The sequence below is a fragment of the Acidobacteriota bacterium genome, from assembly GCA_009861545.1.
Lineage (GTDB): Bacteria > Acidobacteriota > Vicinamibacteria > Vicinamibacterales > UBA8438 > WTFV01.
This window is the reverse complement of the sequence record VXME01000067.1, coordinates 44,864-67,059: the sequence shown is the minus strand read 5'-3', so window position 1 is coordinate 67,059 and position 22,196 is coordinate 44,864. Positions and strand designations below refer to the sequence as shown.

The 22,196-nt window shown below is 69.5% G+C and carries 15 protein-coding genes and 2 pseudogenes; 10 read left to right on the top strand and 7 right to left on the bottom strand.

The genetic code is table 11. The annotated features are described in order from the left end of the window. Nucleotides 1-172 precede the first annotated feature (172 nt). Complete coding sequence (locus F4X11_10675; protein ID MYN65477.1) at nt 173-2,872, top strand: ABC transporter permease; 2,700 nt, start codon at nt 173-175, stop codon at nt 2,870-2,872. Nucleotides 2,873-2,948: 76 nt separating this feature from the next. Here F4X11_10675 and F4X11_10670 read toward each other — a convergent pair whose 3' ends face one another. Further along, nucleotides 2,949-3,464 carry a DUF664 domain-containing protein gene (locus F4X11_10670; GenBank protein MYN65476.1) on the bottom strand — a complete coding sequence of 172 codons (516 nt, stop codon included), beginning with the start codon at nt 3,462-3,464 and terminating at the stop codon, nt 2,949-2,951. Here F4X11_10670 and F4X11_10665 point away from each other — a divergent pair. From F4X11_10665 to F4X11_10645, 5 genes are all read left to right on the top strand, one after another. Then, a complete protein-coding gene (locus F4X11_10665) occupies nt 3,457-6,831 on the top strand; it encodes a TonB-dependent receptor (protein MYN65475.1) in 3,375 nt (1,124 codons plus the stop codon). The genes F4X11_10670 and F4X11_10665 overlap by 8 nt on opposite strands. 55 nt (nt 6,832-6,886) lie before the next feature. Continuing rightward, a complete protein-coding gene (locus F4X11_10660) occupies nt 6,887-8,641 on the top strand; it encodes an APC family permease (protein MYN65474.1) in 1,755 nt (584 codons plus the stop codon). Between the two features lie 38 nt (nt 8,642-8,679). Then, nucleotides 8,680-9,459 (top strand): DUF2236 domain-containing protein, encoded by a 780-nt coding sequence (locus F4X11_10655; GenBank protein ID MYN65473.1) that lies wholly within the window; start codon nt 8,680-8,682, stop codon nt 9,457-9,459. Between the two features lie 229 nt (nt 9,460-9,688). Beyond that, nucleotides 9,689-11,428, top strand: coding sequence for an RNA polymerase sigma factor RpoD (gene rpoD, locus F4X11_10650; protein MYN65472.1), 1,740 nt, complete (start codon nt 9,689-9,691; stop codon nt 11,426-11,428). 183 nt (nt 11,429-11,611) lie between these two features. Beyond that, entirely contained in the window at nt 11,612-12,490 is an 879-nt protein-coding gene (locus F4X11_10645; GenBank protein ID MYN65471.1) for a flap endonuclease, read from the top strand. A 42-nt stretch (nt 12,491-12,532) separates the two neighbouring features. Here the strand turns inward: F4X11_10645 and F4X11_10640 are convergent, their stop codons facing one another. The 6 genes from F4X11_10640 to F4X11_10615 form a co-directional block, all read right to left on the bottom strand. After that, the gene (locus tag F4X11_10640; protein ID MYN65470.1) at nt 12,533-13,225 is read right to left on the bottom strand and encodes an ABC transporter ATP-binding protein; all 693 of its coding nucleotides are present in this window, start codon (nt 13,223-13,225) and stop codon (nt 12,533-12,535) included. A gap of 80 nt (nt 13,226-13,305) precedes the next feature. Further along, entirely contained in the window at nt 13,306-14,559 is a 1,254-nt protein-coding gene (locus F4X11_10635) for an HlyD family efflux transporter periplasmic adaptor subunit (protein MYN65469.1), read from the bottom strand. A 95-nt stretch (nt 14,560-14,654) separates the two neighbouring features. Beyond that, on the bottom strand, nt 14,655-14,984 hold the full coding sequence (locus F4X11_10630) for a PadR family transcriptional regulator (GenBank protein MYN65468.1): 330 nt from the start codon (nt 14,982-14,984) through the stop codon (nt 14,655-14,657). Between the two features lie 96 nt (nt 14,985-15,080). Beyond that, the gene (locus F4X11_10625; protein MYN65467.1) at nt 15,081-15,821 is read right to left on the bottom strand and encodes a hypothetical protein; all 741 of its coding nucleotides are present in this window, start codon (nt 15,819-15,821) and stop codon (nt 15,081-15,083) included. Nucleotides 15,822-15,958: 137 nt separating this feature from the next. After that, complete coding sequence (locus tag F4X11_10620) at nt 15,959-16,519, bottom strand: sel1 repeat family protein (protein MYN65466.1); 561 nt, start codon at nt 16,517-16,519, stop codon at nt 15,959-15,961. After that, on the bottom strand, nt 16,516-17,961 hold the full coding sequence (locus tag F4X11_10615; GenBank protein ID MYN65465.1) for a PQQ-binding-like beta-propeller repeat protein: 1,446 nt from the start codon (nt 17,959-17,961) through the stop codon (nt 16,516-16,518). The genes F4X11_10620 and F4X11_10615 overlap by 4 nt, the downstream gene beginning before the upstream one ends. A 267-nt stretch (nt 17,962-18,228) precedes the next feature. Here F4X11_10615 and F4X11_10610 point away from each other — a divergent pair, with 267 nt between their 5' ends. From F4X11_10610 to F4X11_10595, 4 genes and pseudogenes are all read left to right on the top strand, one after another. Continuing rightward, entirely contained in the window at nt 18,229-18,531 is a 303-nt protein-coding gene (locus F4X11_10610) for a PadR family transcriptional regulator (protein MYN65464.1), read from the top strand. A 13-nt stretch (nt 18,532-18,544) separates the two neighbouring features. Next, nucleotides 18,545-21,310 carry an ABC transporter permease gene (locus tag F4X11_10605; protein ID MYN65463.1) on the top strand — a complete coding sequence of 922 codons (2,766 nt, stop codon included), beginning with the start codon at nt 18,545-18,547 and terminating at the stop codon, nt 21,308-21,310. A gap of 97 nt (nt 21,311-21,407) precedes the next feature. Continuing rightward, nucleotides 21,408-21,906 (top strand): annotated as a pseudogene (locus tag F4X11_10600) (nucleotidyltransferase domain-containing protein). Then, nucleotides 21,903-22,046 (top strand): annotated as a pseudogene (locus F4X11_10595) (DNA-binding protein). Before F4X11_10600 ends, F4X11_10595 begins: the two co-directional pseudogenes overlap by 4 nt. The last annotated feature ends 150 nt before the right edge of the window (nt 22,047-22,196 follow it).

The window sequence follows — 22,196 nt, the reverse complement described above, 5'->3', positions numbered from 1 at the left end:
CCGTCCCGGTGGCCGCGTTCGTTCCCGTACGGAAGTGCGGACGATCTCGGGGATCGGCCCGGCATTCTATTTGACATTCTAACGGAACGTGCGATACTTTCATTGGGATGCCTAATAGAGAGTCGTTGCGGGCGGAGGTCCTTCACGGCACCCTCAACCAGGTGGCTTCACGATGACCGTCCTTCGTGAGTGCCTGCGTCGTCTGTGGGGCGCTCTCCGGCGCAACCCGGCCGATCACGATCTCGAGCGCGAGCTGCGCTTCCATCTCGAACAGGCGGCGGAGGAGCTTCGCGCGAAGGGCTACTCCCATGCAGAGGCTGCACGGATGGCGCGGGTGCGCCTGGGCGGCCTTCCCCAGGCGATGGAGGCGCTGCGCGACCAGCGGGGCTGGCCGTGGCTCGACGACCTGCGGACCGATGTGAGAACAGGGGTGCGCGGTCTGTTGCGCCGCGCCGGGTTCACGGCGGCGGCGGCGCTGACGTTGTCGATCGGCATCGGCGCCACCGCCGCGGTCGCCACCGTCACGAGAGCCTTGCTCTTCCAGCCCCTGCCGGTGCCCGACCCCGACGAGCTCGTGGTCGTGGCGCAGCTCGACGAGCACACCTCGGAGTTCCCGCACGCACTGTCGTATCCCGAATACCTCGACTACCGGGAGCGCAACGACGTCTTCGAGGGTCTGGCGGCCCACACCCTGGCCGAAGAGCTGCTGTCGACAGACGGCCGCGCGGCGGAGCAGATCTGGATCGAATACGTCAGCGACAACTACTTCGACGTTCTGGGGTTGAGCGCCGTGCGCGGCCGCACGTTCCTTCCCGGAGAAGGACGCCGTCCCGGCGACGCGCCGTTCGTCGTGTTGGCCCATCACGCGTGGCAGTCGCGGTTCGGCGGGGACCCCGCGGTCATCGGACAGGTTGTGCGCCTCGGGCCCGCGAACATGACCGTCATCGGGATCGCGCCGGAGGACTTCATCGGGACCAACGGCCTGGTGCCCACCGAGCTGTTCGTCCCTGCCACCGAGGGCGCGCTGGTCGAGCCGGGATGGTCGGAGCTGCTGACCAACCGGCTTCCGGAGTCGTTCATCCTGACCGGACGCCTGCGGTCCGGCGTCACGGTCGCCGAAGCAGCCGCCCAGCTCGACGTGCTCGCCGGCGCGCTGGCCGCCGAGTACCCGGACGCGAGCCGCTACAGCGAGCTCTACGTCGTGTCCGAGCGCGACGCGAGACCGATCCCCGGCGCGTCGCGCCACACGGCGCCCCTCATGGCCGTCGTGATGGCCCTCGCCTCGCTCGTACTGCTCATCGCCATCGCCAACGTCGGCACCCTTCTGGTGGGGCGCGGCGTCGCGCGGCGGCAGGAGATGGCCCTGCGCGCGGGCCTGGGTGCGACCCGGCGGCGGCTCGTGCGGCAGTTGGTCACCGAGAGCGTACTGCTGGCGCTGGCAGGCGGAGTCGGCGGTGGAGTCGCCGCGCTATGGACCGCCGATCTGGTCATGGCCGGCGCCGCGATGGGCGCCGGCATCGAGCAATTGCGCTTCGAAGCGTCCCTGGATTGGCGGGTCTTCGGATTCACGGCGACGATCGCGATCGCCGCCGGACTGCTCGCCGGCCTCGCGCCGGCGTTGCGCGCGACGCGGATGGATCTCGCGCGCGCCATCGGCTCGGGTGGCCGCGGTTCCGGCGGGGCCGCCCCGGGCCGGCGCCTTACGAACGGGCTCGTCGTGGTCCAGGTCGCCGTCTCCATGGTGCTCCTGGTCTGCGCCGGGCTCTTCGTGCAGAGCAGCCGGAACGCCCGTGCGATCGACTTCGGTTTTCGAACCGACGATCTCCTGGTGCTGTCGGTCGATCCGCTCGCCCAGGGATACGACCCGGAGCAGGCCCGTGCGCTCTACCGGGAGATCGTCGACGACGTCGCCGCCCTGCCCGGCGTCAGGTCGGCGAGCTGGGCGCGCAGGGCGCCGGTGTCGCCGGGCCGGAGCTCGGGGAGCGTGTTCACCCTGGACGGCGGCACCGCGGCCGAGCCCGACGCGGCCATCGTCGCCGTGAACAGCGTCGACCCGGGCTTCTTCGCCACCGTCGGCATTCCGGTGCTCCGCGGACGCGGGTTTCGTGAGGAAGACGGCGAGAGCGACCGGCGGGTGGCTGTCGTCAGCGAGAGCGCGGCGCGGCGGTTCTGGCCCGGACAGGACGCGGTCGGCCGCCGGATCGTCAACGCCGACACGGGGGACGCGCCATTCGAGGTGATAGGGGTGGCGCGTGACGCGCACATGTCGCAGTCGCCGTTCGACCGGCCGCCGTTCGTCCTCTATCCGTTCGGGCCCCGGCTGATGGGGGCGGCCACGCTGCACGTGCACACGGACGGACCGGTCAGCGCCGCAATCTCGATGGTCTCCGAGACGGTTCGCCGGCACGATCCGACCCTGGCGATCCTCGATGCCGGCGCCATGGACGGCGTGGTGCGCTCGATGGCGATGCTGGTCAGCGTGCGCGTCGGGGCCGCGGTCATCGGGGCTTTCGGTATGCTCGGCCTGCTTCTCGCGACGGTAGGACTCTACGGCGTCGTGTCGCACGCGGTGGTCCAGCGGAAGCAGGAGTTCGGCATCCGCACCGCCCTGGGGGCCACCTCTGCAGCCATCGTCGGGCTCGCGCTCGGTCGAGGCGTCGCGCTCACGACGCTCGGGCTGGCGCTCGGCGCTGCCGCCGCTGCCGGCGCCGCGCGACTCACCGCCGGTTTTCTCGTCGACGTCAGTCCGACCGACCCCGTCGTGTATGCCTTCACGGGCGGTCTACTGGCGGGCGTGGCGCTGTTGGCCTGTTTCGTGCCGTCACGGCGGGCCGCGAAGGCCGATCCGCTCGCGACGCTGCGGGCCGACTAGCGCGCGACACCGGCTGGCGCCTACCGCCGGGCGCGCGGTGTCGGAAGCCTCGCTGTCACCCTTCGTCGCCCGTCGGTCAGAAACCAGGCGGCGCCTCGTCGGCCGACGGCCCGTAGATCGACGGCACGGGGATGTCGTTGAGCCGCAGGTACACCCCGAGTTGCGCGCGGTGGTGGATCAGGTGGTTCATGACGAAGCTGCGCAGCACCGCCACCTTCGGCAGGGTCATCAGCGTCTGGCCGTTGCTCAGCAGTGTCCACGGCTTCATCAGGTCCGCGTCGCCGGCGGCGGCGATCGCGGCCCGAGCCTCGGCCGCATGCCGGTCGAACGTCGCTACGAGCTCCGCGGTGTCGGCGGGCGGCGGCGGCGGGTCCATCTGCTTGCCTCCGGGCGCCAGATCCAGCTCGTCCTGGTTGATGGTCAGCGGCGCCCACGAGGGGAGGTTGGCGAGGTGGCCGGCCAGCCAGACCATCGTGCCCGACTTGGGGTGCGGCCGCCAGTCGAACTTGTCTGCGGGCACGCGCTCGAGCGTCCTGCGGGCGCCCGCGATCTCCTGATCGAATTCCGGCAGCAGACTGTCGCTGATGGCCATTTCGTCCTTCCGTTCCGGGGTGCGATTCTCGTGCGGCGCACAACTCCGACGGCCGTGCCGTGGGGCCGCTCAGTGTCTGAGTCTAGCAGTCGGCACGGTCGCTGACGGCTGGGCGCTCCAAGGCTTGCGGGCAGGCGCGCGTGGCGCTGCGCCGGGTGCATTGCAGGTTTCGGCGCTCCTGCCGATTTTCGCGGCCCGGTACGATGCCGTTGCGCGGCGGACACAGCGACCCCGTACACTGCAAATCCATGGAGGTCTACCTGAGATGAATCGTCGTACGCAGTGGATTGCAGGAACAACTCTGGTCGCGGCCCTGCTCGGGTCGGCAGCCGTCGGCGGGGCGCAGAACGCCACGACCGGCATGATCGGGGGCGTCGTGCGCGACGCGCAGCAGGGCGTGCTGCCGGGGGCCGGGGTGGTCGCGGTGCACGCCCCGACCGGCACGAGATACGAGGCCTTCACGCGGGCCGACGGACGCTTCGACCTGCTCAACGTGCAGGTCGGGCCCTACGACCTCGAGGTCGCGATGAGCGGCTTCGGGACGCGGTCGCTCTCCGGCGTCGTCGTGGCCCTCGGCGAGGCCACGGAGGTGCCGGTCACGCTGCAGCTCGCCACGCTGACCGAGACGGTGGAGGTGGTCGCGGCGGCGAGCGAGGTGTTCTCGCCGTCGCGCTCGGGGACGACCGCGGGGGTCGCCACCGGGGTCATCGAGACCCTGCCGACCCTCGAGCGCAGCCTGCAGGACTTCGCGCGCGTGAACCCGTTCTTCGTGAAGACGAGCCGCAACGCCGACTCCGAGAGCTTCCTCAGCGTCGCGGGCCGGAGCGGCCGCTACAACAACATTCAGATCGACGGCGCGGTGAACAACGACCTGTTCGGCCTCGCGCGGCAGGGGACGCCGGGCGGGCAGGCGAACACGCAGCCGATCAGCCTCGACGCGGTCAGCGAGCTGCAGCTCGTGGTGGCGCCCTACGACGTGCGGCAGAGCGGCTTCTCCGGCGGCGGCATCAACGTCATCACGCGCAGCGGCTCGAACGCCTTCAGCGGGACCGGCTACTTCTACAGCCGCAACGAGGGCCTGGTCGGCAGCGGCGTCGACGACGTGCCCATCGCCACCTTCTTCGACCGCCAGCAGGGCGCCAGCGTCGGTGGCCCGCTGGCCCGCAACCGCGCCTTCTTCTTCGCCAATTTCGAGAGCCAGCGGCGCGAGACCCCGGTGGGCTACTCGCTCGACGGATCGTCGGGCGTCGACTTCGGCCGCCTGGCCGCCGCGCAGCGCATCGTGCAGATCGCCAACAGCCGCTACGGCTACGACGTCCCCGGCGGGTTCGGAGAGATCATCCGCGGGAACCCCAACGACAAGCTCTTCGTCCGCACCGACGTCAACCTGGCGCCGGGGCAGCGCCTCTCGCTGCGCCACAACTACGTGAACGGCGCCGCCGACGTCGGGTCGCAGTCGAACTTCCGCTACCGCTTCACCGACAACTTCTACCTGTTCGAGAGCGCGACCAACTCGACGGTCGGCCAGCTCGACAGCACGTTCGGCAGCGCGGTGAACCAGGCGCGCATCAGCTTCCAGCGGATACGCGACCGCCGGGGCCCGCGGACCGCGCCGTTCCCGCAGGTCACCATCGACCTCGACGGGGGCGAGGAGATCCGCTTCGGCACCGAGCAGTTCTCGACGGCGAACGCGCTCGACCAGGACATCATCGAGATCCACAACGACCTGACCTGGGTGCGCGGCCGGCACCAGTTCACCATCGGCACCCACAACGAGCTCTTCAAGTTCCGGAACCTGTTCATCCGCGACAACTTCGGGGTCTACGAGTTCGCCAGTCCGGAGCTCTTCGCGCAGGAGCTCGCCCAGTCCTACAGCTACAGCTTCTCGCGCACGAGCGACCCGCGGCAGGCGGCCGAGTTCTGGGTCTACCAGCTCGGGTTCTACGCGGGCGACCAGTGGCGGGTCCGGGACGACCTCTCGCTGACCTACGGGCTGCGCCTGGACGCACCGATCTTCCCGGACACGCCTACCGCCAACCCGCTTGTGGAGCAGTTGTACGGGCGGGGCACCGACGTGGTGCCGGCCACCCGCAACTGGTCGCCGCGCATCGGGTTCAACTACGACCTGAGCCCCGGCCGGGCGGCGCGGCAGCAGGTACGCGGCGGCCTCGGGCTGTTCCACGGGCGCACCCCGTACGTCTGGCTGTCCAACCAGTACTCGAACAGCGGCAACGAGTTCCAGCGCATCCGCGTGTTCTTCGATCCCGACAACCGGATTCCCTTCTCGGCCGATCCGAACGGCCAGCCGATCGACATCGGCTCGGCGTCCACCAACGAGATCAACCTGGTCGATCCCGACTACCGCTTCCCGCAACTCCTGCGCGGCAACCTGGCCTACGACCGGGACCTGGGATTCCTCAACCTGATCGGCAGCGTCGAGCTGCTCTTCTCGAAGACGCTGCAGGACATCGACTACCGCAACCTGAACCTCGTCGAGAGCGGCACGGCGCCGGACGGGCGGCCGACCTTCGGGCGGCTGCACCGGGACTTCAGCAACGTCGTCCTGCTGACCAACACCCACGAGGGGAGCAGTTGGACGATCGCCACGAAGCTCGACAAGCGGTTCAGCGACAACTGGTTCCTGAGCGGCTCGTATCTCTACGGCGAATCGCGCTCGGTCAACGACGGCGGGTCGAGCCAGGCCACCTCGAACTGGCGCTACAACTACAACGCGGGCAACCCCAACGCGGTTCCGTTGGGCATCTCGAACTTCTCGCCGGGGCACCGGTTCAACCTGTCCGGCTCCTATCGCATTCCGGCCGGGCCGGCCGGCATCACGCTGGCCGCCTATTACAACGTCCAGCAGGGCCGGCCCTTCAGCTATCTGGACGGGAGCGACAGCAACGGCGACGGGACACGGGGCAACGACCTGCTCTACGTGCCGCGCGACGCCGGCGAGGTGATCGTCACCGACGGGTCCTTCGACGACCTGATGCGGTTCCTGACCGACGGCTGCGACGTCACCGCGGGCGCGATCGTGCCGCGCAACGCGTGCCGCGGCCCCTGGACTCACGCGCTCGACTTCCACGTCGGCGTAGACGTGCCGGTGGGCCGCAACGAGGTCGAGGTCTTTCTCGATGTCCAGAACCTGGTGAACGCCTTCAGCAGCGCGAGCGGGCTGGTGGAGTTCGCCTTCTTCCAGAACCTGCAGCCGGTGCGATCGAGCGTCGATCCCGAGACCGGCCGCTACGTCTACAGCCTGAATACGCCGGCGCGGGCGGGATTCGCCGGGGACCGCTTCACGCGCGACGACCTGCGGAGCCGCTGGCAGGCGCAGCTCGGTTTGCGTTATTCGTTCGGGCGCTAATCCATTCCCGCCGGCCCGCGCACGGACGTGCGCGGGCTATACTCCCGGCGTTTTCATGCGTGAACGCGTCACGGAGCACAAGCGCGGGGGCCTGCGGGAGCTGCCCGCCACCGCGATCTGCGGGAACGACATCACCTCGTCCTGCCTCTACGTCTCGGCGCTGGCCATCATCTACGCCGGCAAATGGGCCTGGGTCTCGCTGCTGGTGGTGGCCGGCGTCCTGTTCCTGTATCGGCGCATCTATGCCGAGGTGGTCGGCGCGCTGCCGCTGAACGGGGGCGCCTACAACGCGCTGCTCAACACGACGAGCAAGTTGCTGGCCTCTATGGCCGCGTGCCTGACCATCCTGTCGTACACCGCCACCGCCGTGATCTCGGCCAACGAAGCGATGCACTACGGCCACGGCATCTGGCCGGCGCTGCCGGTCATTCCGGCCACGGTCGCGCTCCTGGCCGCGTTCATGCTCCTGACCATCGTCGGCATCACCGAGTCGTCGAAGGTCGCGGTGGGCATCTTCCTCTTCCACCTCGCCACGCTGGCGGTGCTGCTGCTGGCGGGCGGGCTCTATCTGCTGACCAACGGGTTGACGGTTCTCTCGTCCAACTTCGCCCTGCCGTCGGAGCAGGGTCTGATGGCCGCGCTCTTCTTCGGCTTCGCCGCCTCGATGCTCGGCATCTCCGGGTTCGAGAGCTCCGCGAACTTCGTGGAGGAGCAGGCCGAGGGCGTCTTTCCCCGGACGCTGCGCAACATGTGGGTCGCGGTGGGCGTCCTCAACCCGACGCTCGCCCTGCTGGCCCTGGCGCTGGTGCCGATTCCGGACGTGGCGTCGCACGAGGAGGCGCTGCTGGCGCACATGGGAGGCATCGCGGCCGGTGAATGGCTCGCCTGGCTGATCTCGGTCGACGCGATTCTCGTGCTGAGCGGAGCCGTTCTGACCTCCTACGTGGGAGTGACCGGGTTGGTGCGGCGGATGACCCTGGACCGCTGCCTGCCGCAGTTCCTGCTGAAGAGCAGTCCGCGCGGCACCTATCACCGCATCATCGTCCTGTTCTTCTGCGTCTGCGTGTCGATACTGTTCATCACGGAGGGCGAGCTCGAAGCGCTGGCCGGGGTCTACACGCTCTCGTTCCTGTCGGTGATGGCGTTGTTCGGGGTCGGGAACATTCTCTTGAAGGTCAAGCGCGCCGGCCTTCCCCGCCCCGAGCGCGCCGCCTGGCCGGCCGTGATTCTCGCCATTGCACTCACGATGCTGGGGCTGGCGGGCAACGTCCTCATGAACCCCGACTACGTGTGGGTGCTGGTGGAGTACCTGGTTCCGACGCTGCTGGTCGTGGCGATCATGCTGGGACGCATCGGCCTGCTGAAGGCCTGCCTCTTCGTCGTGCAGGCGGTCAGCGAGAAGATCAGAAGGATTACCGGCGGGTTGTCCGAATCGCTGCAGGAGCGCATCCGCGCCATCAACAGCCAGCAGTTCGTCTTCTTCAGCCGCGGCGACAACCTCCACAACCTGAACCGGGTGGTGCTGTACGTGTTGAAGAACGAACACACCAGCCGAATCAAGGTCGTCACCGTGGTCGGCGACGGCGACGACCCTGCACCCAGGCTGGAACGGGACATCGGGTTTCTCGACGAGGCCTATCCGGAGGTCGACATCGAGCTGGTCGTGATCAGGGGACGCTTCGGGCCCGAGCTGATCCAACGGCTTTCGCAGGAATGGAAGGTGCCGGCCAATTTCATGTTCATCGGCTCCCCCGGCGATCACTTCGTCTACGGGCTGGCCGAGCTCGGCGGCGTGCGGCTGATCATATGACACGGTGATCGGGCACGCGTCCGGTACCATGACGAGTCGTGATTGCGCACCGTGTCAACCGGGAGGCCGTCGTCGTGCTCGGGTGGGGGCGCGCGATTCTGATGCAACTGGCGCATCCCCTGGTCGCGGCCGGGGTCGGCGGACACAGCCGGTTCGACGCCGGGCCGGTGGCGTACGTCGAGCGCATGCGCCGCACCATCGGGGCGATGCTCTCGCTCACCTTCGGAACCGAGGAGCAGCTCCGGGAGACGACGGGTCGCATCAACGCGATTCACCGGCGGGTGCACGGCCGCCTGGGGCGGAGCGTCGGCCGCTACCCGGCCGGCACCCCCTACGATGCAACCGACCCGGCGTTGCTCACGTGGGTCCACTCCACCCTCATCGACAGTCAGCTTCGAACGTATGCCCTGTTCGTCGGGCCGCAGACGACCGATGAAAGGGATCGTTACTGCGCCGAGGCGGCGCAGTTGGGTCCGCGGCTGGGGATACCGGCAGGAACGCTGCCGGAAACGACGGCCGGGCTCGAGCGCTATCTGGACGAGATGGAGCAGGACGGCAGGCTTGCGGTCGGGGAGCAGGCGCGGAGCCTGGCGGCGGCCCTGCTGGCGCCGCCGGGCGGGTTACTGGCCGCGCCGGCGCGGTGGCTGGGTCGGCTGACGACCGTCGGTCTGCTGCCGGCGCCGATGCGGGACCGTTACGGGTTCGTGTGGAGTGAACCCGACGAGCGCCGGTTGCGGTCGGTTGCCGCGGCGTTGCGGGCCGGGCGGCGGATCGTCCCGCCGCTGCTGCGGGAATGGCCGGTCGCGCGGCGCGCGTGACGCCGGCGGCTCAGCGCCGGGGCAACGGCAGGCCGCGGTTAGGCGTAACGCCCGAAAAAGGTCGCAATTCCTGCACTGTGCTGATAGAATCTATGGGTTTAACTGAAACTGTGAACCCCCCGTCGGCGTCCTACCCTCAAGAGGGCGGCGTACGCGGGAGGGGCTGCGCCGGGGTTGCGACTGCGGCGACGGTCCATATCTTACAGGAATCTGAAGGAGAGCTATCAGCTTGTTGATACAGGAACGTCAGGAAATCGTAACCGCACTCGTGACGCTTGGCCAGGAACGCGGCTTCCTCACGCTCGACCAGGTGCTCGACCACGCACCGCCGGATCTCGACGTCGAGGAGGTGAGCGTGCTCCTGCAGGAGCTCGAGGGACAGGGTATCGAGGTAGAGGGCGCCGAGCAGGTGCAACCGGACGTCAAGCGCCGGACGGCGACGCGGGTCACTCAGGTTCCGGCCGCCGAGCAGGCGCTGCCGGTGCACGAAGAGGATCAGGGGCAGGATCTGGTCCGGACGTACCTGCGCCAGATGAGTCGCGTGCCGTTGCTGACGCGCGAGGGCGAGGTGGCGATCGCGAAGCGCATCGAGCGGGGCGAGTTGCGCATCACGAAGGCGATGTCGCGCAGTCTGCTCGTCGCGCACTTCGTCGGGGTCATCGCCCGGGAGGTCGAGGCGGGCGAGCGCACGCTCCGCGACACCGTGACGTTGCCCGACACCGAGTTGACCGAGCGTCACCTGGCGAGCCGCACGAAGCGGTTCGTCACGGACGCGGATCAGGTCGCCGCCGCGCTGAAGGAGCTCGGCAAGCGGGAGCGGCGGGGGGACGCGATCCGCAAGAGCGGCAAGCGCGTGCAGGCGAGGACCCTGTGGCGCATCGGCCGCGCCCGCATCGACGTCTCGCGCGCCATCCGCCGGCTGCCGTTCACCGCCGCCGTGCGGCGGGAGCTCATCGAGAAGGTCGAGCGGGCGGCCGCGTCGTTGAAGGAGGCCGAACGCCGCGTCGAGCGCCTGCGCAAGCGGCAGGCCCAGACGGCGCTGCGTACTTCGGCGCCGGTGTCGAACGCCGCCATCGAGGATGCACAGCAGGAGCTGGTCGCGCTGCGCGAGGGCATCACCGAGTCGACCGAGAACCTGAAGGCCGTGCAGAAGGCGTTTCGCCGGGGGGTCATCGAAGGCGATCAGGCGCGCAAGGAGCTGACCGAGGCGAACCTGCGGCTGGTCGTCTCGGTGGCCAAGAAGTACGTGAACCGCGGGCTGGCGTTCCTCGACCTCATCCAGGAGGGGAACATCGGCCTGATGCGCGCGGTCGACAAGTTCGACTACCGCCGCGGGTTCAAGTTCTCGACCTACGCCACCTGGTGGATCCGGCAGGCCATCACCCGCGCGATCGCCGATCAGGCGCGCACCATCCGGATCCCGGTGCACATGATCGAGACGCTCAACAAGCTCAATCGCGCGATGCAGACGCTGACCCGCGACCTGGGCCGCGAGCCCACGCCGCAGGAGCTGGCCGAGCGGGCGGACCTGCCGCTGTCGGTCGTGCGCAAGGCGCGCAAGATCGCCCAGACCGTCGTCTCGCTGGATGCTCCCATCGGCGACAGCGACGAGAGCCAGTTCGGCGACTTCATCGAGGATCGCCAGGCGGTCAATCCGGCCGAGGCCACCGTGGCTTTCGACCTGCGGCGCCAGACCGAGTCCGTGCTCGAGACGCTGAGCCCGAAGGAGCGCGAGGTGATCCGGATGCGCTTCGGCCTCAACGACGGCGCCGAGCCGACGCTGGCCGAGCTCGGCGAGAAGTTCTCGCTCACGCGGGAGCGGATCCGCCAGATCGAGGCGGCGGCGCTGCGCAAGCTCCGTGACCCGCAGCTCAGCCACCGGCTCAGCTCGTTCGTCGAGCCGCGACAGCCACGCGGCACCCGGCGCGGTCGATCCGCCGCGGTGGCCGAAGAGCAGGGCGTCGCCTAGCGCCCCGAAACGCCTCGCTGGCTCCGCGTTTCGGCCCATCCCCCCGCTCCACGACCCTGCGTCGCAGAACTTCGCGCCGTTGCGTTCTGCGGCGCAGGCTCCTAGCCGCCTGCGCCCGAAGACGGACGGGCGACCGGGGCCCTCCGCCGCGCGGCTGCGGCGCGGTCGTGCCAGAATGGCGGCGTGAACGTCTTTCTGGTCGACGGGACCTACGAGCTGTTCCGGCACTTCTACGCCGTCCCGCGTACGACGAGCGCCGACGGGATCGAGATCGGGGCGGTGCGCGGCGTGATCGGATCGCTGCTGGGGATGCTGGAGGAGGGCGTCACCCATATCGGGGTCGCGACGGACCACGTCGTCGAATCGTTCCGCAACGAACTCTGGCCGGGCTACAAGTCCAGCGAGGGCCTCGACCCGGACATCCTGAATCAGTTCCAGCCCCTGGAGGATGCGCTCGAGGCGCTGGGAGTCGTCGTCTGGAAGACCGTGCGGTACGAGGCTGATGACGCCCTCGCCTCCGCTGCGGTCCGCGCCGCCGGCGATCGGCGGGTGGAGCAGGTCTTCGTCTGCACCCCCGACAAGGACCTCGCGCAGGTGGTCGACGGCGGCCGCATCGTGCAGTTCGACCGGCGGTCCGGCTCCGTCCGCGACGCGGACGGCGTGCGCGAGAAGTTCGGCGTCGGCCCGCGGTCGATTCCGGACTACCTGGCGCTGATGGGCGACTCGGCGGACGGGTTTCCCGGGGTGAAGGGTTGGGGCGCCAAGTCCGCCGCGACCGTCCTGGCCCGCTACGCGCACCTGGAGGACATCCCCGACGCCGCCGGGACGTGGGAGGTGCAGGTGCGCGGCGCGGCCAGACTCGCCGGTACGCTCGCGGCTGCGCGAGAGGAAGCGGCGCTGTTCCGCGACCTGGCGACGTTGCGCACCACGCTCCCCGTCTTCGAGGACGTCGAAGAGCTGTGCTGGACGGGGCCCCAGCCGCGATTCTTCGACCTCTGCGCCCGAATCAACGCCCCCGGTTACTTCCGGCGAGCGCAGGCGGTCGTTTCGTCGCGATCGTGAGCGCCGGCAGGCGACCGGCGGCTCCGCCGCGGCCGCGGGGTCTCAGGCGGCGGCTTCGACGGCCAGGCGTCCGTCGAACAGGTGGATCTCCCGCATGGCGTGCTCGGCGTAGCGCGGGTCGTGGGTCACCATGCAGATGGTCGAGCCCTCGTCGTGCAGCGTCCGCAGTAGCCCCATCACGGCTTCGCCGTTCTTCGAGTCGAGATTCCCCGTCGGCTCGTCCGCCAGCAGGATGGACGGCTGGCCGGCGACGGCCCGCGCCACCGCCACGCGCTGTTGTTGGCCGCCGGAGAGCTGGCTGGGCAGGTGCTTCGCCCGGTGGGCCATCTCCACCTTCTCGAGCGCCTCGGTCACCCGCTCGCGCCGCTCCGCCGGCTTCATCCCGCGGTAGGTGAGCGGCAGCTCGACGTTCTCGTAGACCGTCAGGTCGCCGATCAGGTTGAAGCTCTGGAAGATGAAGCCGATCTCGCGGTTGCGGGTCCGCGCCCGGTCGGCCTGGCTGAGCTGGGCCACGGGCCGGCCGTTCAACGTGTAGTCGCCCGCGGTCGGCGAATCGAGCAGTCCCAGGATCGACAGCAGGGTCGATTTGCCGCAACCGGACGGGCCGGAGATGGCGACGTACTCGCCCGGATAGATGTCGAGGGTGACTTCGTCGAGGGCATGCGTCTCGACCTCGTCCGTATAGAAGACCTTCGAGACGTTCTCCAGGTGAATCAGGGCCGGCGCTTCGCTCATCTCGACACGCTCCGTTCAGACGTGATGCTCTTCATCCCCGGCCGGTTCCCGCACGCTCGGGTCGCTCGGGAGAACTGGCCCTATTCGATACGCACGCGATCGAACTGATCCCAGGTCGACATGTCGGACAGCACCACGCGGTCTCCCGGCTGCAGGCCCTCGATCACCTCGATGGTGTTGACCGAGGCCCGGCCGAGGCTCACGCGTGCGCGGGCGGCGTGAGTCCCGTCGGCTTCCACCTTGAACAGGCTGACGACGCTCTCCTCCTGCCCGAACACCGGCCGGCCGACGAAGAGGATGTCGTCCATCCTCTCGAGCTCGATGGTGCCGTCCACCGTCAGGTCCGGGCGGGCTCCCCGCGGCAGGTCGCCGGCGAGGGCCACGTCGACGGTTACGGTTCCGTTCTCGACCGCGGGGTCGATGCGCGTGACATGGCCCGGGATGACGCCGTTGCGCGTGTCGACGGCCGCCGGCTGGCCGATCTGGATGTCCTTGGCCTGCGTCTCGGCGATGCGCAGCTCGGCCTTCAGCACGGTCGGGTCGCCGACCCGCGCCAGGTTGGTGCCCGTCGTGACGCGTTGCCCCTCGTCGAGCGGCACCTGTTGCAGGACGCCGGGCATCCCGGCCCGCACGTGCAGGTCGGCCACCTGCTGCTCCCGCAGCTCGTGCAGCGTCCGCAGCCGGTCCACCTCGGCCTGCTCGACCGCGAGCTGCGCCTCCACGGTGTCGGTGGCCATCTGCAGCCGTTCCTGCTCGATGCGGAACCGGGTGTCGTACTCCTGCACGGCCGCCTGCGACTTCTGGAGCTCCAACGACGAGACCAGGCCCTGCGCGAAGAGCTGCTCGTCGGCGTCCGCCTGCAGCCGCGCCGTCTTGAGCTGCGCCTCCACGGTGGCGAGCGCCGACTGCTGGTTCAGGATGTCGCGCTCCACCTCGACCTGCCGGTTGCTGTAGCGCGCCTCGGCCGCGTCGAGGTTGAGCCGGGCTTCGAGCGCGGTCTGCTCCACCTCCGGATTGCTCAGCTCGACGATGACGGTGTCGGGGCTCACGAGGGCGCCGGGTCGGATCACGATCCGCTCGACCGTGCCGTCGGTGGTCGCCGGGATCCAGCGGATCTGCTCCGGGACCAGCGTGCCGGTGCCGCGCACCTGCCGGACCATCGGCCCGCGCTGCACGGTGTCGAGGTAGATGGTGTCGCGGTCGACGCGCGGCGCCGCGGGCTCGAGGCGCGAGACGCCCACCGTGATCAGTACGACCACGATCACCGAGACCACGGCATACAGCGACTGCCGGAGCTTCTTCTTGCGTGCCAGGTCGGGTCGGGCGATGTCCATGTTTCCTGCCAGTGACAACCAGAGAGACGGATCTCGGCGTCGAAAGTTCGCCTCCCGCTACCCTCGTTAGACGTTTCCCGCGTGCATTCGGCCCGCTACGTTTCCGCCAGCACGCGCGCGATGGCCGTCGACATGCGTGTCCAGTGCGCGGTCTCGGCGTCGAGCTGGCGGCGCCCGGCGCGGGTCAGCTCGTAGAACTTCGCCTGCCGGTTGTTGTCCGAGCTGCCCCACGTGGCGGCGAGCAGGCCCTGCTGCTCCAGCCGGTGCAGCGCCGGATAGAGGGAGCCCTGGTTGACCTGCAGCACCTCGTCCGAGATCTGCTGGAGCCGTTGGGCGATGCCCCACCCGTGAAGCGGACGCAGGGCCAGCGTCTTCAGGATGAGCAGGTCGAGCGTGCCTTGCAACAGGTCGGTCTTCGATCGCACGGCATCTCCTGTCGTCAATCTACAAATGCATTAGAAGCCAACCGGGCCGGCGCTGTCAAGCCCGACGGCCTCACGTCCGTTCGTACGCCGCACGGACTACTGGTCGGTCGTCTCGTGCCGCGCCTCGCCGGCCATCAGCGCCGCCTTGATGGCCGACGCCCAGATCCGCGTGCCCTTCTCGTTCAGGTGCAGGCCGTCCGCGATGAAGATGTCGTCCATCACCTTGCCGTCCGCGCGGAGAAACGGCGTGGCGACGTCGATGTAGGACACCAGGTCGTTGTCGGCGGCCAGACGCCGGTAGAGGGCGTTCGTTTCCTGGGCCTTGTCCCACACCGCCACGCGCGCCAGGCTCGGCTTGACGGACATCACGTAGACCCGCGTCGAGGGGAGCGCGGCGTGGATTCGCCCGACGATGGCCTCGAGACGGCCCGCGATCTCCGCGGGCGGGACGCGGAACCGGCCGGTGTCGTTGTCGCCCTCGTAGATCACGACGGCGCGCGGCTCATAGGGGAGGACGATGCGGTCGAGGAAGTGCTCCACGTCCTGCATCGTGCTGCCGCCGAAACCGCGCGGGATGACCGTGAGCGGCGCCAGGTCCTGCTTCAGGGTGGGATGCCAGCGCCGGATGCTCGAGCTGCCCGTGACGACGATGGCGCCCGCGGGCGGCATCATGGCGCGGTCCTCCGCCTCGAAGGCCTGGATGGCCTCTTCGAAGCGGGTCGGATCGATGGTCTCGGTCTGCGCGAGGGCCAACGTCGCGAAGCCGAGGACGAGCAGCAGCGAGAACAGGACGCGTGCGTGGCGGATCTTCATGTCTACCTCCTGGCGTGACGTCATGGAGCCAGATTGCGGTGGCTGGTCACGTGCGCATCATAGTGGGTTGCGGCCGACGCATGCGCCGGGTCGGCCGCGGGTCCCGCGCGCCGCGCGGGCTTGTCCACGTGCGTGACACGGGCTGCAACCGCTCCAGCCGGTCAGCGGCTCGGGGCCGGTCGCCACGCGTCGGCAAGCCGGCGGCTCTCGATCACGTCGTCGCCGGTCATCTGCGCGGCCAGCTCTTCGCGCTGCCCGGCGTAGAGCCGCTTCGTGAAGTCGTTGTCGGCGCCCCGCCAGGCCAGCTCGATCCACATGTAGGCCAGCACCTGGTCTTCCTCGACGCCGGCGCCGTAGATGTGGAGATAGCCCAGGCCCGCCTGGGCCGGCGCATAGCCCTGCTCGGCCGCGGCCCGGTACCACCGCGCTGCCTCCGCGTCGTTGCCGGCGACGCCGCGGTTCCGGAAGTGGAGCAGCCCCAGGTTGTACTGCGCGGGCGCGTAGCCTTGTGCCGCGGCGAGCCGGATCCAGCGTGCGGCCTCTGTATCGTCCCGCTCCACGCCGCGCCCGGCATAGTAGCGGCTGCCGAGCTCGTTCTGCGCCACCGCGTCGCCCTGCTCGGCGCGGTCGAGCAGGCCCGGCGGCAGTTGACCGGCGCGCGCCGGTGCCGCCCACAGAACGACCGCAACGGCGCTGACGACGAGCAGCCGTCCAGGTCTCATCGGTAGTCGGCTTCGTCGAGCGAGACCCGGACGACCTCCTCGTCGTTGCGCAGCACGACGTGGCGGTTGGCGAACGCCGGGTGCGCCCAGACCACGAGCCTGTCGCTCTGGCCGTGCCGGTACCGCGATCGGGTGCCGGCCCGCGACCCGCCGTAGCCCGAGCGCGACGTCGGGTTCAGCAGGTGGGTGCGGTCGAGCTCGACGTAGCCCTCCGGGTTGAACCGGACGATGATGAGCTCGCCGTTCTCGTTGTAGACGAAGTAGCGGTCCTCGTGCTGCACGAAGTAGGCCGAACCCCAGCGGTTCCGGTTCGTCAACCCCCCGGCTTCCCAGATCCGCTCGCCGGTGTCGGCCCGCAGGCCGCGCACCTGCCCGTGGCTGCCGATGCCGTAGATGTAGTCGCCGACCACCAGCGGCGTGGTCATGACCGAGTGCAGCCCGGTCTCCTCGGCGACCTCGATGCCGTTCTCGAGCACGCGGTTCGTGCCGTCCTTCCAGAGCGCCGTCGCCGCCGGCCGGTCGAGATCGAGCCGCATCATCATCGAGCCGGTGTAGAAGCCGGACACGAACAGGTACGAGCCGCTGCGGACCGCGTCGGCCACCGTCATGTTGGCGCGGCCCTCGAACGGTTCCTCCCAGTAGACCTCGCCCGTCTCGGGATCGAGCGACGAAAGCCCGCGCGGGTGCCAGACGATCAACTGCCGGGCGCCCCCCGCCTCGATGATCCGCGGCTGGTTGTAGCCCATCTCGGTGCGGGTCTCCAGCGCGCGCCAGACCTCTTCGCCGGTGTGCTTGTCGAAGGCCATGACCAGCGCGTCCGGCTCGCCGCCGACCAGGAAGATGGCGCGGTCGCCGTCGATCAGCGGCGCGCTCGACGTCCCCCAGATGGGGATGCTCGTGTCGTACTCGGCGACCGTGTCCTTCTCCCAGATCACCGCGCCGGTGGCGGCGTCGAGGCAGAGGATGCGTCCCGTCGCGCCGGTCACGTAGACCCGGTCGCCGTCGACGGTAGGCGTGGCGCGCGGGCCGGTCGCGTAGGTGAACATCAGCATCCGATAGGTGGTGGTCCACTCGTGTGTCCAGAGCACCTCGCCCGTCTCTTCGTCGAGGGCCAGGATGCGCTCGGTACCGTCCATCGTGCGCGGCTCGGTCTCCACGTAGTCGAGGACGAACACCCGGCCGTCGGCCACCGCCGGACCGGCGTAGCCGCCGTTGACCGGCGCCCGCCACTTCACGGTGAGGCCCTCGTCGGGAAACTCGCGCAGGATGCCGGTCTCGGTCCAGATGCCGAGCCGCTCGGCGCCGCGCCACTGGGGCCAATCCTCGGCGGACAGGGTCGGCCCGGCAGCTACGGCGGCCAGGAGGCCGGCGGCGCCGGCGAGACAGGCCAGACGCACCGTGCGGGATGTCTTTCCGTGGTCGCGCGCTCGGATTCGAAGCATCGTGGACTCCCTGCTCGGACGGCGATCGGCGGTTGCGCGTTCTCCGCGGATCGTGCTGCGCGCCGCGGAGGCCGGTCGCGGCCGCACGAACAGCGTAGCACTCTCCGCCTGCAGACGGTCCGGTTTCGCAATCGAGGTGGTGTGCGCTGTCCCCTTGACATTCTACCTGTCGCTGCTACTCTAGTAGATCATCTACCTGTGGAGAGCGCCGTGGCACCACCACCCCTCGACGACGACCAGCTCGGACTGCTGCAAGGCACGCTGGACATGCTGATCCTGCAGACGCTCCGGCCGGGTCCGGCGCACGGACACCAGATCGCGGTCACCATCGAGCGGGCGTCCGACGATGTGTTGCAGGTGGACCACGGGTCGCTCTATCCGGCGCTGCATCGGTTGCTCAAGCGAGGCTGGATAACCGGAACGTGGGGCGTCTCCACGAACAACCGGCGGGCGAAGTTCTACGCCCTCACCGAACGGGGTCGCCGGCAACTCGTGCAGGAAGCGACCAGGTGGGAGCGGATGGTCGAGGCGGTCGGACGTGTCATGCGCCCCGCGGAGGTCGAGGAGTGAGCGGGGTGTTGCGGTGAAGTGGCCGGTGTGGCTCTACCGGCTGGTGCCGTACCTCGGCCGCCGCCAGGCCGAGGCGGACCTGCAGGAGGAATTGCGGTTGCACCTGGAGCTGGAAGGGGAACGACAGCGCGACGCCGGCCTCTCCGGGAGCGACGCCTCGCGAGCCGCGCGTCGCCGGCTGGGCAACGCGACTTTGATCCGCGAACGGACCCGCGACGTCTGGAGCTGGCGCTGGCTCGACGAACTGGGGCGGGATGCGCGCCACGCCGTCCGAGGACTGGCGCGTAGTCCTGGCTTCACGGCCGCGGTGGTGCTCGTGCTGGCGCTGGGGATCGGCGCCAACACGGCGATGTTCGGCATCGTCTATGGCATGCTGATACGCCCGCTGCCGTACCCGGACGCCGGCGCAATCGTGCGCATCGGCGAGTCGTCCGGGCTGAGGGGCGTGTCCGACATGCGGCTGTCGAACCGCTCGATGCCCCTGCTCGAGGAGAGCGCCGAGTCGTTCGAGCAACTCGCCGCCTACCAGGAACGCTCCGCGGAGTTGGCGAGCCTGGACGGCGCCACGCTGTCCGGCGCCCGGGTCTCGCCTTCGCTGTTCCCGCTGCTGAGAGCGGCGCCGCACCTCGGACGGCTCTTCACGGAGGAGGAGGCGCGCGTCGGGGCGGACGGCGTCGTCTTGCTCAGCCACGGCGCCTGGGCGAGGCACTTCGCGTCGGATCCGGACATCGTCGGGACCCTGATCGACCTCGACGGCGACCCGCACGCCGTCGTCGGCGTGCTCGCCGAGGGCATCCGGTTCCCGAATCCGGACAGCGAGTTCTGGACGCCCTACGTCATCCCGCCATTCACGCCGCCGAGCATGGAAGGTCCGGCGGAGCAGCGGCTGGTCCTCCTGGCGTCGTTCAACGCACTCGGGAGGCTCCGTCCCGGCGTGTCGCCGGCGCAGGCCGCCACGGAGGCTCGCACCATCCTGCAGCGGAGCAGCGACGACCTTATCGCACGGGTGAGACGGAACCAGCCGGCGGGAGAGACTCCCGAGATCGACGTCCGCGTGGTTCCGTTGCTGGAGGAGATGGTCGGCGAGTATCGGCCCGCGCTGCTGGCGCTGGCTGCGGCGACGGCGCTGGTCTTGTTGATCGCCTGCATCAATGTCGCGGGGCTGCTTCTCGCGCGCGGGGTGACCCGTTGGCGGACGCTGGCCGTCTGTGCGGCGCTCGGCGCCGGCAGGGGTCGGCTGGCGCGGCAGCTCCTGACCGAGAGCATGGCGCTGAGCCTGAGCGGGGGCGTGCTCGGCCTGGCTGCGGCGGCCATCGTCCTGCGCGCGGCCCCTGCGATTGTTCCGGTCGAAGTCGCCCGGCTCGACGAAGTGGAAATCGACACGGTGGTGCTCTGGTTCACCGCGGGCCTGTCGGTCGTCGTCGGGCTGCTGTTCGGTGCGGCGCCGGTGTTCCAATGGTCGCGAGTCCGTCTGGTGCCCGCGTTGAACGAGGGAGGCGCGCAGTCGGCGGGCGGCTTCAGCTTGCTGCGGTCGAACCGGGCGCGGGCGGGGCTGGCCACCGCGCAGGTGGCGCTCACGCTCGTGCTGCTGATCGGCGCGGGGCTGCTGCTACGCAGCTTCGTGCAGCTCGTCACGTTCGACCGCGGCTACGACCCGGCCAACGTGGTCAGCACGGACGTCCGCAACCCGATGCCGAGCCGGCCTTCCACCACGCCGGAAGCGTTCTCGGAACTACGGGCATCGCATCACGGATTCCAGGTACGGCTTCTCGACGAGATGACCACGCGTCTGGAGCCCCTCCCGGATGTCGAGGCGTTCGGGTTGTCGTGGAGCCTGCCCTTCGAGAGGAACCGGCCAAGCGTCGGGCCGCTCCGCCCGGCCGGTACTCCCATGCTGAGCGATTCGAACGAGATGGTGCGAACGGAGCTTCAGGTCGCAAGTCCCGGCTACTTCGAGGCGATGGGATTCCGCCTCCGCGCCGGTCGCACCTTCACCCGTCTGGATGGACCGGGGAGCCCCCGCGTTCTGGTGGCCAACGAGACGCTGGCCCGCGAGCTCTTCGGTGGCGAGCCGGCAGTTGGTCAGCGCGTGTCGATCGCGGATCGCGACGAGCCCTGGGAGGTAATCGGCATCGTGGAGGACATCGTGTACGGGGGGCTCGAGCTCGCGGCGGAACCTCGGGCCGAAGCGTTCTTCCCGCTGGCTCAGGTCGGTGGCCAGAGGTTCTTCGGCTTCAGCTCACGGGTGTTTGCCACTATCCGGACGACCGGCGATTCATTGGCAGTGATTCCGTTTCTCCGCGAAGCCGCAACGGTAACGAACCCGCAAGTGACGCTCGGCCCGGTGACGACGATGGAGGCACGGCTGTCGACCGCTGTCGCGCAACCGCGCTTCCAAGCGGTGTTCGTCGGGTCGTTCGCCGGACTCGCCCTGCTCCTCGTCGCATTCGGCATCTATGGCCTGCTCAGCTACACGGTGGCGCAACGCCGGGGCGAGATCGGAATCCGCATGGCGCTGGGGGCTCGCCGCGGCGACATCCTCGGACTGGTGGTCCGGCAGGGCGCGGCCCTCGTCGTGGCCGGCGGCGTGCTCGGGATGTTTGCCGCCGCCGCGTCGAGTCGCGTCCTGGAGCGCCTGCTGTACGGCGTCACCGCTAGCGACCTGCCGACGTTCCTCGGGGCACCGCTGGTGCTCGTTGCCGTGGCGCTGGTCGCCTGCTGGCTCCCGGCGCGGCGGGCGGCCCGCGTCGATCCGATGCGTGCGCTCCGCTTCGATTAGGCCACCGTCCTTCGACGGCGGGCCGGCGGTCGGTCGCCACATGGCCCTCGGCGCGCAGACCGATAGGGCGACGCGGCCGCGCCCCCTATAATCGGGCATGCACGCGGCGTACGACCGGTTGCTTGTCGATCTGCTGGTGGCCTGCAGGGGCCACTACGGGGGTAGTCTGGTTTCCGTCGCGGTATACGGATCGGTCGGCCGAGGCATGCCGCGGCCGGACTCGGACGTCGATCTGCTCGTCGTTGCGAAAGGCCTGGCGGATCGGCACGCTCTCCGAGTACGCGATTTCCGCGCCGTCGAAGAGGTCCTGGCCGACCGCCTCGCCGCCGCCGCGGCCGCCGGTCTGCTCCCCGAGCTGTCGCCCGTCCTGATGACCCCCTCGGAACTCGAGCGCGGCTCGATGCTGCTGCTCGACATGACCGAGGACGCCCGCATCCTGTTCGATCCGACCGGCTGTCTCGACTGCGCGCTCGACCGTCTCCCCGTCCGCTATGCGGGAGCTGGGCTCCAGACGCATCTGGGTGGGCAACGCCTGGTACTGGGATCTGAAGCCCGACTACAAGCCCGGCGACGTCTTCGACCTGTTCGCGTCATGACGAACACGTCGCTCGCCGAGAGCTACCTGATCAAGACCAGGGTCCGCCTCGAGGTGCTCCAGGTTTACCTGGACAAGGAGGCATACTCCGACGTCGTGCGCGAAGCGCAGGAGAACGTCGAACTCGCCCTCAAGGGGATCGCACCCGGATAGGGCGGCCCCGCTGCTCCGGGAGGACCACCGGCCGCGTTGCTGGAGTGACCTCCCCAGTGGACGGTTCGTACGTCCCCGGCGCAGCAAGTCGCGCGGGGGCCGCGGGGAACCCCGTTGTTTCCCGGCTGTGAGCGTCTG